We start from the raw sequence: 12,677 nt of genomic DNA, 5'->3' as shown, positions 1-12,677 counted from the left end.
CGGCTGACGCCTGTTCGCCCTACGCCTATCCCCGCCCTACGCCCGACTATGGCGCGCCGTCCGAGCCGCTGGCCCAGTAGCGGCCGTGAACGGCCAGCATCCGGAGGTTGTCCGCCAACTCCTCGGCGGGCATGGGTCTCGGGTCCTGTTCGAGCCACCAGCGCAGGACCGCGAACTGCTCGCCGACCCAGGCGCGCGCGAGGAGTTCGGGTTCGATGCGGGGTTCGGTACCGGTGGTCACGGAGCGTTCGCGGAAGACGGCTGCGACGCGGGTGACGGATTCGTCCGTGAACATTCTCAGCGGCTTGCCGTCTCCCTCGCCGCGCAGGATCACGCGGTACAGATCGCGCTCGGCCTCGGCGTGGCGGAAGAGTTCGAGCAGCGGCTTGCCCGTGAAGCCGACCGCGGTCTCGTCGGCCACCCCTTCCAGACCGGCGGCCAGTTCCTGGAGGAGGTCGGCGGTGACGCGCGTGAACAGGTCGTCCTTGTCGCGGCAGTGGCTGTAGAAGGTGGCTCGGGCGACGTCGGCACGCTCGGTGATGTCGTCCACGGTGAGCGTCGCGAATCCCCGTTCCAGCACCAGGGACACCAGCGCGTCACGCAAGGACCGCCGGGTACGGCGCGTCCGCCTGTCCTCCGCCATGGCCGCCTTTCCGTCGTCGTCGCGCGGCCCAGTCTAGGGACTCTTGACAGGATGAACGATACTGAACTGATCGTCTGGAAACAAACATGTAGTTCAGTTACTCTGAAGGAGTCGCACGATGAACCTGGGGATCTATCTGACGCGTGCCGCGCGCTCCTGGCCGGACACGCCGGCGTTGGTGAGCGGTCCTCGGTCGTGGACCTTCGCGGAGCTGGAGGCCGAGGCCAACCGGCTGGCCTCGGCGCTGCTGGCCCGCGGCCTGCGGCCCGGGGACGCCGTGGCGAGTCTGGCCTGGAATCGCGGGGAGTCGGTCGTCGTCGAGTTCGCCCTGTACAAAGCCGGCCTCGCCCGAGTGCCGATCAACGCCCGGCTGGGACGCTCGGAGATCGCGCACATCCTCGCCTCGTCGCAGGCGAAGGTGGTGTTGTATGACGCCGCTCATCGCGAAGACGCCTCAACAGCGCTGGACTCGCTCAGCGAACGCGGCGGCGACGGCGACGGCGACGGCAACGCCGTCGTCCCGGTCGTCTTCGACGGCCCCGCGACCGACGTCGAACTCGCCTATGAAGCGCTGCTGGAGACCGGCGAGAACGCACCGATACTCATCGACGTCGCCCCCGACGACACCGCGGTCCTCAACTACACCTCCGGCTCGACCGGCTTGTTGAAGGCCGCCGTCCAGACCTTCGGCAACCGCCTGGCCAACATGCGCAAGCAGCTGATGGGCGACCCACGGCCCCGCCCGGACACGCGCTATCTGGTCGTCGGCCCGGTGACCCACGCCGCCGGCATGCCACTGCTGGCGTGCGTCTTCGCCGGCACCACCGTCCACGTGCTGCCGGCCTGGGATCCGGAGGCGTTCTTGGCCACGATCGAGCGTGAACGCATCAACGCCACCTTCGTCGTCCCGGTGATGCTCACCATGCTGGTGACCCACCAGCAGGCGGCCGCCCACGACCTGTCGAGCCTGACCGATCTGCGCGTCGGCGGCGCGCCGATCTCGCCGGCCCGGCTGCGCGAGGCCGTGGCCGCGTTCGGCCCGATCGTCGGCCAGGGCTACGGCCTGGCCGAAACCACGTCGGTGGTGCTGTCGATCAGCGCCGGCGAGATCGCCCGCGCCATCGAGGAGGATCCCGAGCTGTTGCAGTCCTGCGGCCGGCCCGAATACGACTCCGAGGTCCGCGTGGTCGACGAGCAGGGCCGGGAAGTGGCGCCGGGGCGTGTCGGCGAGATCGTGGTGCGCGGCGCGGACTGTGTGCGGGAGTACTGGCGCGCGCCGGAGCTGACCGCCGAGACGATCCGCGACGGCTGGGTACACACCGGCGACCTGGCGTGGATGCGCGAGGACGGATACGTCTTCATCGTCGACCGCAAGAAGGACATGATCATCTCTGGCGGCTACAACATCTACAGCTCCGAGGTGGAGACCGTGCTGTACGACCATCCGTCAGTGCTCGAAGCATGTGTGGTCGGCGTCCCGGACGCACAGTGGGGCGAGGCGGTCAAGGCCGTCGTGGTGCTGCGCTCCCCCGCCGAACCGGAAGCGAGCGCCGCGGACCTGGCGGCGGAGCTGATCGAGTTCTGCGCCGGACGGCTGGATCGGCTGAAGAAACCGCGCTCCGTCGACTTCGTCCCGATGCTCCCGCTCAACCGCAACGGCAAGATCGACCGCAAGGCGGTCCGGGAGACGTACTGGGCCGGCGCCGAGCGCCGGGTCAACTGAGGGGCGGTCGAAGATGTTGTTCTCCCTGCGCCCGGACTACGCGTCCGATCCGTTTCTGCGGAATCTGGTCGAGCGGCTTCGCCAGTACCTGGACGGCGAGTTGGCTGAATACGAACACGAACACGCCCTCACCCCGTCCACCCCGATCACCCGCGAGCTGTTGGCACCGGTGTGGCGCCGCAGCCGCGAGCTCGGGTTCTACGGCATCCACCTGCCGCCCGGCCTCGGCGGCCAAGGCCTCACCTACACGCAGCTCGCCGCCCTCAAGGAGGAGGTCGCAGCCAGCGGCCGGGTCCTGGGCAGCAGCGTGCTCGGCGAGATGGGCGGCCCGCTTCGGGTCGGCGACATCATGGCCGCCGCGACCGAACACCAGCTGGAGAAGTACTTCCTGCCGGTGGTGCGAGCCGAACGGGCCTGCTGCTTCTCCCTCACCGAGGCGGACGCGGGATCGGATGTGCGGGCGATGCACACCACGGCGGTGCGCGTCGCCGACGGATACCGCCTGACCGGTCACAAGGTCTTCTCCAGCGCCGGCCCGGTCGCGGACTTCGCGATCGTGGTGGCTCGCATGGCCGACGCCGAGAACACCTACTCGGCGTTCCTCGTCGATCTGGACGGCGCCGGCTGCCGGGTGCTGCCCGGCGCCACCCCGATGTCCGGCGAGCACATCGAGAGCGACATCGTGCTCGACGACTGCCTGGTGCCGGCCGCGAACCTGCTCGGCAAGGAAGGCGACGGCTTCACACTGGGCCTGGGCCGGGTCAACGTCAACCGGCTCCTGCACTGCCCCAGCGTGCTCGGTATGACGCGGCGTGCGCTGGAGCTGACGCTGTCGCGGGCCCGGACCCGGATCGTCCGCGGCGCTCCGCTGGGCGAACTGCAATCCGTCCAGCACAAACTCGCCGACATGGCCACCTCCTACTACGCGGCGCGGGCGATGACCTACGCGGCGCTGGCGGAGCTGGACACCGGGACGGTGCCGCGTCTGGAGGCGTTCATGTGCAAGCTGAACGTCGCCGAGACCGCCTTCCGGATCCTGGACGAGGCGGTGCAGATCCACGGCAAGGAAGGCCTGACCCAGGGCAACGAGGTCGAGTACCTGTTCCGCAGGGTCCGGATGTTCCGGGTGCTGACCGGCACGTCGGAGATCCAGAAGAACGGGATCGCCAAGCTGCTGCTGCGCGGAGCCGGTTCGGCAGCAGCCTGACGATCAGTGGCCTCTGAGGCCTGCTCCAGGCCTGCTCGGGCCTCGTCAGGCCGCCTGAGGCCCATCCCGCCCTCGGCGGTAGGCAAGAGCGGTGGCGGCGACCAGACCGGTTGCCGCCATCCCCGCACCGACACTCCAGGCGGCCTGATAGCCACCGGTTCCGTCGCTGTTCGCGGCCGAGGACAGGATCGCGGCGTAGCCGGCCGAGCCGACCGCCGCGCCCAGGGTGATCAGCAGCTCGAACAGCCCCTCGCTGGTCGCGACCTCCTCGGGCCGGACCGCGTCGATCACCAGGATGCGGCCGGCACCGGCGATCAGGCCCATCCCGGCGCCGGCCAGGGCGAGCAGCACCGCGAAGTCGGCACCGCTGCCGTGCCGGATCAGCACTCCGGCCGACCCGGCCAGCAGCAGCGCCGCGCCGAGGATCAGGGCCGACCGGTAGCCGATCGCCTTGCCGATGCGGGCTGTCAGGGCACTGAACAACGCCATCGCGCTGAAGGCGGGCAACAGGATGGGCCCCACCGCCGACGAGGAAAGCCCCAGTCCGCCGCGCGCCGTGAAGTAGGTGGTGTACGAGATCTGTCCGCCGAGCACCACGAAGTGCACGCACCAGCCGACGATGAAGACCGGCAGCAGCCGGGGGCGGAAGAGCCGGCGCACGTCGATCAGCGGAGCCACGCGGCGCCGCTCCACGACCACCCACGTCACCAGCGACACCATCCCGGCGCCCACACACCCGATCACCGGCAGCGAGCCCCATCCCCAAGCCGCACCTTCATGTAACGCCAGCAGGGCCGGCACCAGCCCCGCCGCCAGCAGAACAGCTCCCCACCAGTCGACGCCCACCGCTTCGGGGGTGAGCCGTGGACGAATGCCACGTTCAGGAACGCGCCACAGCATGACCACACCCATGACAGCGCCGACGGCAGCCACCGACAACGCGGCAGTCTGCAACTTCGAGGCGCAGATGTTGCCGATCAGCACACCGGACAGCAGCGCCCCGGACAGATGAGCGATCGCCCGCCGGGTGTCCTCGGCGCTGTGGCGGGCGCGGATCAGCGCGAACATCAGCGGCAGGAACCCCGCTAGGAATCCCTGCAAGACCCGGCCGCACAACAACACCGGGTAGTCCGGTGCGAAAACGATCAGCGTCGCACCGGCGGCCACCACGCAAGCGGTCGCCCGCAGAACCCGCGCATGGCCGAGGCGATCGCCGAGGACGCCGAGGACCGGGGTGGCCACGACAGCCACCAGCGCCGGAGCCGTGACCGTCCAGGCCAGAGCCGCCACACCGATCCGGTAGCGGTCGGTGATGATCGGGAACAACGGGACGAAATAGCCTTGCTGGAACCCGCTGGACACGGCGAGGGCCAGTAAGGCGGCCAGCTTGCGGCGGGTCAGGGCCGGTTTCGGCGCCGCGTCGGCCGGGACGCCGAGCGTGGCCGCCTCGGCCATCAGGCGTCGGCCTTCGGGGCGCGGGCAGGTCGCGGCCGGCCGCCGGGTTCGGCTTTGGTTCCGGCTTTGGTTCCGGCTTTGGCTCCAGCTCCAGCTCCAGCTCCGGCTCCGGCTCCGGCTCCGGCGAGTGCGAGGCGGGCGGCCGCCGCTTGCGCCAGGAACGCGGCGCCGTCCGGCAGCACCGCATCGTCGAAGACCGCCTGCGGCGAGTGGTTGTACGGGGCCGTGTCCGGATCCCGGTCCGGCGGGCAGGCGCCCAGCATCAGGTAGGCACCGGGAATCTGGTTCAGCACGAACGCCATGTCCTCCGCCCCCGGTGTCGGGTGCGGCGCGGAGAAATAGCGGCCCGGACCGAACAGCCCGGTGACGGTGTCCGCGGCCAGCGTGACCTCGGCCGCGTCGTTGACCGTGGACGGATACCCCAGTCGATAGTCGACCCGCGCTGTCAGGCCGTGAGCCGCCGCGATGTTCTCGATCAGAACAGCGGTGCCCTGTCGCATCAGCGTGCGCGCGGTCGGCGAGAAGGTACGGACCGTCGCGGAAAACGAGGCGTCACCGGGGATCACGTTGGCCTTGGTGCCGCCGCGGATCGCGCCCACCGTCAGCACGACCGGGTCGAAGACGTCGAACCGGCGCGTCACGAACGTCTGCAAAGCGGTGACCGCCTCGCACAGGGCCGGAATGGGGTCGAGCGCCTTGTGCGGAGCCGAGCCGTGACCGCCGCGACCCCGGAAGGTGACTTCCAATCCGTCTGACGCCGCCGTGGCCGTGCCCGGTCGGCTGGCGAACAGACCGCGCGGCAGACGGTTGGCCGCCACGTGCAGCGCGTACGCGGCCACCGGTCGCTCACCGGAGACGTCGAGCAGCCCTTCGGCGAGCATCTGTTCCGCGCCGCCGCCGTCAGTGCCCTCCTCGTCCGGCTGGAACATGAACACCACCGAACCGGCCAGCGCGTCGCGGCGGTCGGCCAGCAGCCGGGCAGCGCCGACCAGCATCGCCGTGTGCAGGTCGTGACCACAGGCGTGCATGACGCCGGCGTTGCGGGAAGCGAAGGGCAGGTCGGTGTCGGTGTCCTCGGTGACCGGCAGCGCGTCCATGTCCGCCCGCAACAGCACCGTCGGACCGGGGCGGGCACCGCGCAGCACCGCGGTGACGGACGACAACTCCGTGCCGACAGCGACTTCTAGGGGAAGCCCGTCCAGTGCGGCCAGCACCCGGCGCTGGGTGCGGGGAAGCGCGCGTCCCAACTCCGGATCGGCGTGCAGCTCCCGGCGCAGGCCGACCAGGTCGTCGGCCAGCAAGCGGGCGTCATCGCGTAGCGACATGAGGTACTCCAGAAAGCCGGGGTCAGGGGTACCCATTAGGATCAGCATGCCGTCGCGAATGGCCTGTCAGGTGCAGGAATCCTGCACAGCGTGGCCAGAAAGCCGCGCCATGGTCCCGATTCCGACCTCCTGGAGGGCACATGTCGCAGGATCTGGTCGACGAGCTCGACCTGGAGTTGGTCCACGCGCTGCAACTCAACCCCCGGGCTTCCTGGTCTACCCTCGGCCGGGCCCTGGACATCGACCCGGTGACCGTGGCCAGACGATGGGAACGTCTGGAGAAGGCCGGACTGGCCTGGACCTTCTGTGTGCCCGGCCCGATCGCCCGAACCGGTCTACTGCGCATGATGTACGTCGAGATCGAGTGCGCGCCGAACGGCCTGAGCCCGGCGATCGACCACCTCCTGGCCCAGCCGCACGTCATCTACCTGCACCACATGACGGGCGCGCGCTCCCTGCTCGCCGCGATCGCCGTCGCCGACCTGCCGGCTGCCTCCGCTTACAGCCGCCGGGAACTGGACGCCCTGCCCGGCGCCCGCGCTCACCACCCCGAACTGCTGGTCACCACCTTCAGCGAGGCCAGCAGATGGCGCCTCGGCACGCTGGAACCCGCCCGGCAGCACGAACTGCGCGGCACCGGCGCTCCGATGGCGGAGACCCTCCGGGCGCTGGACGACACCGACGAGGACCTGATCAGGGCCCTGACCACCGACGCACGCCGGTCCCACACCGAGTTGGCGGCACACGTCGGCATCAGCGACGCCACGGTCCGCCGCCGGCTGGCCCGCCTGCTCGCCGACGGCAGAATCCGGATGCGCTGCGAGATCGCCCAGTCGGTCTCCGGCTGGCCGGTGACCGCCGTCCTGCGGTGCCACGTGCCCGCGGCACAGCTGGCCACCGTGGCCCGGGCCGCCGCGCACCTGCCCGAGACCCGCCTGGCCGCCGGCATGACCGGCGCCGAGAACCTCCTGTTGATCGTCTGGCTCCGCGACGCCGCCGACCTCCCGGAGTGGGAGGCCGCACTCGCTACCCGATACCCCGAGCTGGTCGTGACGCGGCGCGGCGTATGTCTGCGCACGCTCAAACACATGGGCCGGCTCTTCGACGAACGGGGCGCCGCGGTGGACTCGGCGCCGATCGACATCTGGCAGCCTGACTGGCAGCCTGATCGGACTGCCGCGTGAATCACGGCGTGCGGGGGCGGTCGGCCGGCGGCGTGGGACCGGAAACGCCGGAAACGCCGAAAGCGCCGGGCCGCCGAAGGTCATCAAGCACCTTGACATGCGTTGCGCCGCCGACTAGCCCCCGGATAGAGTCCCGTCCCGAGTAGCTGGAAGTGCGCGAAGGCGCGCCGAGTGTGACGGCGCCGGCCTTCGTCCACCTCCGACGGGGAGGGAACGGGGATCCAGACGCATCGCCAGCACGGCCCTGCACGGCGGGGCCGTGATAGCAGCTGCTGCTCACACCACGGTGCTTATAGCAGGCTACTTAGCAAGTTACTTGGCAAGCTACTTAGCAAGTCACTGAAGAGCTCGATCGAGGAAGTCAGGGGAGAACTTTCCATGTCCACCACAGCATTCACCCGGCGTCGGTACGCCACGGCCGCGGCGCTCGCGACGGCCCTGGCCGGTGCGGCGTCCGTCGTGGCTGAGGCGCCGGCGCACGCGTCCGCATCCGTGGCGCCGGCGCTGACCGGCCACTGCCCCAACGACACGTCCGGGACCATATTGAAGGCCTCGCCCGGCGTCGGCCCGGCGCCGCTGACGTTCACCGTCGACCTCACCGGCAACACCATCGACCCGGCGCACGGCTGCACCTTGGTCGTCCACTGGGCCGACGGGACCCCGGACACCTCCGCGGTGTCCGAGACCATCCCGCTCAAGCACACCTTCACCAAGCCGGGTACGTACTCGGTCACCTGGCAAGAGAGCGTCGTCAGCGGGTCGGGGACCGACACCACCAACGGCATGTTCCAGGTCATCGTGCAGGCACCCGGGAGCACCGGGGGCGGCGGGGGCACCACGCCGGTCAAGCGCATCGGCGGCACCGACCGGTACGCCACCGGACGCCAGGTGTCCCAGGCCCAGTGGCAGGCCGGGCAGGCCAAGGCCGTCGTGCTGGCGCGCGGCGATCAGGCCCCTGACGCGCTGGCCGGGGTGCCGCTGGCCGCGCATGTCCACGGCCCGCTGCTGCTGACCTCCCCCACGGCCCTGGACCCCGCCACGCGCGCGGAGATCGACCGGGCGACCGGCGGGCCGCAGACCCACAAGCCGATCTACATCCTCGGCGGCGCCTCGGCCGTCTCCCCCACCATCGAGAACGCTCTGCGCGCCGCCGGATACACCGTGACCCGCTACGGCGGCACCAGCCGTTTCGACACCGCGTTGAAGATCGCCGCCGCGTTCGGCACCACCCAGCACGTCATCGTGGCCACCGGACGCGACTTCCCGGACGCCTTGGCCGCCGGGCCCCTCGGCGCGGCGGAGGGCGCCCCGATCGTGCTGTCCGACAACACTTCCCTGGACCCGGCCACGAAGGCGTTCATCACGCAGCACCAGTTCATCGACCCCGTCGGCGGGCAGGCTCTGCGGGCGGTGCTCAACGCCGGCGGCAAGAACATCAACGACAGCTTGGCCGGCCCGGACCGGTACGCCACCGGCGCCGCCGTCGCCCAGGCTGTCGCCGGCGTGACCGGACACGTCCCCACCACGGTCGGCATCGCCTCCGGCACGACCTTCCCGGACGCCTTGACCGGCGGCGCCTACGCGGCCAACGCCGCCGAGCCGCTGCTGCTCACCGCGCCGGGAAGCCTGTCGGCGCCCACGGCCGCGGTGCTGTCCGGCTGGGCATCGCAGTTCACTGCCGTCACCATCTTCGGCGGGCAGGCCGCGATCAGGGGCCCGACGTTCACGGCGATCGTCAAGGCCGTCCACGGCACGGCCGGCTGACAACCGGCAGCCGGCAACCGGCAACCCACATAGCGCGCAACCAACTGCGGACGCCCGTCACACTCGTCCTGTGACGGGCGTCCGCTGCTATGACATCCGTGGCCGAGGTGAGGCCGATTCGGCAGCCGGGTAGGTAATCAAGCCCGACGACAGGCGACTGCCTACTCGTCCGCGACCGCCAAGGCCACAGATCAGTTGACGATGCCGAAACCGTCGAGTGTCGCGTACGTTCCGGACAGTTTGGTGATCACGACGGTGTGCGTTCCCGCAGTCAACGTCGCGCTGCTGAACACCGGCACATTGGTGTGGCGCTGGCCGTCGGTGGGCACAGTGTTGACGCTCTGCTGCGCCCCGCCGTCGATACTCACGCCGATGTTCCCCTGGTCGGTGTACTGCTCGCCGAACACCTGGATGCCGGTGCCCGTGAACTGGTAGCTCGCGGTCGATCCGTCGGCCGTGGCGTAGTGGACGTCGTCGTCAAAGTCGCCGTAGCCACGGTTCGCCGAGTAGGAGAACCCGCTGTACGCGATCGACGGATCGGTGTCGTTGGCACGGACCGGATTGAGGGCCGCGAAGCCGTCGAGCGTGCTGTAGGTCCCGGACAGTTTGGTCACCGTGACGGTGTGCGTGCCGGAGGACAGTCCGGTGGCGGTGAAGACGGCCACGTTGGCATGGCGCTGGTCGTCGGCGGGCACCGTGTTGACGCTGTGCTGCGCCCCGCCGTCGATACTCACGCCGATATTCCCCTGGTCGGTGTACTGCTCGCCGAACACCTGGATGCCGGTGCCCGTGAACTGGTAGCTCGTGGTCGATCCGTTCGCCGTGGCGTAGTGGACATCGTCGTCAAAGTCGCCGTAGCCGCGATTCGCCAAGTAGGAGAACCCGCTGTACGCGATCGACGGATCGGTGTCGTTGACGCGGGTAGCGCCAGGCTGTGATCCGTCGAGGGTGATGTCAGCGGCCTGCGCTCCGCCTGACAGCGGGACGAGCAGGAAGCCACCGGATAGGTAGGTCACGCCGCCGGCCAGGCTGCCCTTGACGTAGACGGGCATGCCGTTGCTGAAGCCCTCGCCGCCCACTAGCGCCTGCGTCGCGGCGCTGTTCTGTCCTCGGTAGTAGATCCGCGGTGTGCGGACCGCGGCCGGCCAATCGCTGGTCGTGGTCGATCCGGCCGCGCTGAGCAGGTTGTCGGGTATGACGCCGGGTCCGAGGGCGTTGGGGATGGTGGTGTTGCCGCTGGCGTTGGAGTCCGTTACCGACGGGTTGCACCCGTTGTAGGCCTGGGTGGCACCGGCGAAGTAGTTGCCGGTGATCCAGAAGTGGCCGGTCGGGTTGCAGCCGCCTTGCGAGGAGATCCCGCCGGTGGCGAACGCGGCGTTGCCCTGCCAGTTGATCCACTCCGAGCCGGCGTCGTCGTAGTAGGTGTTGCTGCTCGTGGCACCGTTGTAAGCGACGTTTCCGGTAGCTTGCAGGCCGGTGGCGAGGGTGGCTGAGGAGTTGAGCGTGCCGTCGGAGTTGTGGACGTACTGAGCCTGGTGACCTTCGACGTAGATGGCGCCACCATCTTGGCGCTGGGTCAGGTAGTCGTGGATGAGGTTGTCGCTCACGGTGTTGTACTCGTTGATGTTCGTCGAGTTCTGCGACGACGGCGGCTCGGGGTTGCCCGGGTTGTTCGGGTCCTGGCTGTACTGGTCGACGTGGCCCTGGATGACGCCGGCGGTGATCCCGGTGTAGGGCAGGTCGTACAAGTCGTTGTGAGAGATCGTGGTGTGCTGTGAGAACAGCAGGGTGATGCCGCACGCCGAAGAGTAGTCGGTGCCGATGCGGTGGATGACGTTGTTCGACACGGTGGTGCCGGTCAGGATCTCATTGGCACCGACCGAATCGCCGCCGACCGCGGAGGGATTGGTCGTGCAATGCGCCTTGATACCCGCGGCCTGCGATGGGTCCAGGGGGTTCGGATCGTAGGCGCAGCCCAGCAGAATCGCGGTGGAGGCGATATCAGTGAACTCATTGCCGTCGATGACGGTGTTGGTCGAGCCGTACATCACGCTCAGCCCGGCCCCGCCGAGTTCGCTGAACCGGTTGCCGCGCAAGGCGATATCGACGGCGCCGCTGAACGCGACGTTCGCCAACGGCTGACTCAGCGCACCCCAGGGACAGGAACCCGCGGGGTTGGAGAAGGTGCACATGCCCTGGTTGGTCGCACCGGTCATCCGCAGGTTGCTCTGTACGTCGGCAAAGCCCACGCTTGTCGACGGATCATTCCAGGTGGCGTAGGAGAACTGGAGACCGCTGAAGGTGAGGTCGTGGATCGGCGCGGCCAGCGTTCCCGAGCCGGTCAGCAACGACTCCAGGTGCGGAAGCTCCACATCCAGACCCGTCATCGCCCCTGACGGCGGGACGTAGTACAGCGTGTTCGGCGTAGACGCCGAGTCCAGGAACCACTGGCCCGGATGCAGCAGCGCCCGGGCGTTCTCGATGAGTGAGGGCATCCGGCTGGTGGACATCGACGGCAGTCCCCCGCTGCCCTGGCTGAACGAAGCGCGGTCGGTCACATCGCTCCAGCACGGCTGGTCCATGGTCAGGGTGCCGGCGCTCGCGGAGAAGCCGGCGACACGGCAGCGCGACTCGGCCCAGGCACCGTTGCCGCCGGGATAGTCGAACTCCACCGCCGACACCTGCGCGGGAGTCAGGCCCTTGAACCACGCCATCGCACCGGCATCGCCGCCGATCGTGTATCCACTCGGCGATCCGCCCCATCCCCCGGACCATCCAAGACTGCTCGGCGTCGCCTGTGCGACCGGCGCCTCCTGGCCGTTGACGTACAGCTGGCGGCTGTTGCTTCCGGCTGGCACGGTTGCCGACCACACCGCGCTGGTCCCGACCTGGGACCACCCACCGATCTGAGATGCGCCGGATATCACCGGGTGCGCGCCAGGTGCGGCCTGCCACACCACCGGATGCCCGGCGCTGCCGGAGTCCGCGGCAGTGAATGCCCACGTGCTCGACAACCGGTACGTGCCATCCTCGAGCAGGACCGTGACATCGGCGCCCCGGTTGGATTTCAGGAAGCTGCGCACCGCCGCCTGCGCACCCGGCAAGGTGCACGGGGCGGCCTGCGTGCATGCAGTTCCGGAGCCGGCCGACGGCGAGGCATAGAACGTCGTCGCGCCCGCCGCGCCTGCCGCGCGCGCCGCGGGCGCGCTCATCAGCGGCAGTGCCAGGACGGCAAGCGGCAGCGCGCTCGTCGCGGCGATCACGCGGCACAGCCTGCGCATGATCGATTGATGATGCGACATGGAACGGGTCCTCCCTGTCAGACAGTTGCGCCGGCCGCCAGCCGGCTTGGGCGGTGACGTGGTGACGTGGTGAC

The 12,677-nt window shown here is 69.5% G+C and carries 8 protein-coding genes; 4 read left to right on the top strand and 4 right to left on the bottom strand.

Annotated features, from left to right (window positions below):
• Positions 1-46: 46 nt before the first annotated feature.
• On the bottom strand, positions 47-643 hold the full coding sequence (locus tag IZR01_RS06890) for a TetR/AcrR family transcriptional regulator (protein ID WP_194892196.1): 597 nt from the start codon (positions 641-643) through the stop codon (positions 47-49).
• A gap of 118 nt (positions 644-761) precedes the next feature.
• Between IZR01_RS06890 and IZR01_RS06885 the strand changes: the two genes are divergently transcribed.
• Both IZR01_RS06885 and IZR01_RS06880 read left to right on the top strand, forming a co-directional pair.
• Entirely contained in the window at positions 762-2,366 is a 1,605-nt protein-coding gene (locus IZR01_RS06885) for an AMP-binding protein (protein ID WP_194923317.1), read from the top strand.
• Between the two features lie 13 nt (positions 2,367-2,379).
• On the top strand, positions 2,380-3,573 hold the full coding sequence (locus IZR01_RS06880) for an acyl-CoA dehydrogenase family protein (protein ID WP_194923316.1): 1,194 nt from the start codon (positions 2,380-2,382) through the stop codon (positions 3,571-3,573).
• Between the two features lie 45 nt (positions 3,574-3,618).
• On the opposite strand, the gene IZR01_RS06875 is transcribed toward IZR01_RS06880, so the two are convergent.
• Positions 3,619-5,028 carry an MFS transporter gene (locus IZR01_RS06875; RefSeq protein WP_194923315.1) on the bottom strand — a complete coding sequence of 470 codons (1,410 nt, stop codon included), beginning with the start codon at positions 5,026-5,028 and terminating at the stop codon, positions 3,619-3,621.
• Positions 5,028-6,353 (bottom strand): M20 metallopeptidase family protein, encoded by a 1,326-nt coding sequence (locus IZR01_RS06870; protein WP_194923333.1) that lies wholly within the window; start codon positions 6,351-6,353, stop codon positions 5,028-5,030. Before IZR01_RS06870 ends, IZR01_RS06875 begins: the two co-directional genes overlap by 1 nt.
• Before the next feature lie 140 nt (positions 6,354-6,493).
• Here IZR01_RS06870 and IZR01_RS06865 point away from each other — a divergent pair, with 140 nt between their 5' ends.
• Together IZR01_RS06865 and IZR01_RS06860 are read left to right on the top strand one after the other, a co-directional pair.
• On the top strand, positions 6,494-7,537 hold the full coding sequence (locus IZR01_RS06865; protein ID WP_194923314.1) for an Lrp/AsnC family transcriptional regulator: 1,044 nt from the start codon (positions 6,494-6,496) through the stop codon (positions 7,535-7,537).
• 378 nt (positions 7,538-7,915) lie between these two features.
• Positions 7,916-9,301 carry a cell wall-binding repeat-containing protein gene (locus tag IZR01_RS06860; RefSeq protein WP_194923313.1) on the top strand — a complete coding sequence of 462 codons (1,386 nt, stop codon included), beginning with the start codon at positions 7,916-7,918 and terminating at the stop codon, positions 9,299-9,301.
• 191 nt (positions 9,302-9,492) lie between these two features.
• Here IZR01_RS06860 and IZR01_RS06855 read toward each other — a convergent pair whose 3' ends face one another.
• Positions 9,493-12,603 carry a hypothetical protein gene (locus IZR01_RS06855; protein ID WP_194923312.1) on the bottom strand — a complete coding sequence of 1,037 codons (3,111 nt, stop codon included), beginning with the start codon at positions 12,601-12,603 and terminating at the stop codon, positions 9,493-9,495.
• Positions 12,604-12,677 lie beyond the last annotated feature (74 nt).

Source organism: Catenulispora pinisilvae (assembly GCF_015356865.1).
GTDB lineage: Bacteria > Actinomycetota > Actinomycetes > Streptomycetales > Catenulisporaceae > Catenulispora > Catenulispora pinisilvae.
The sequence above is the reverse complement of the archived record's forward strand: the minus strand, read 5'-3'. Positions and strand labels throughout refer to the sequence as shown.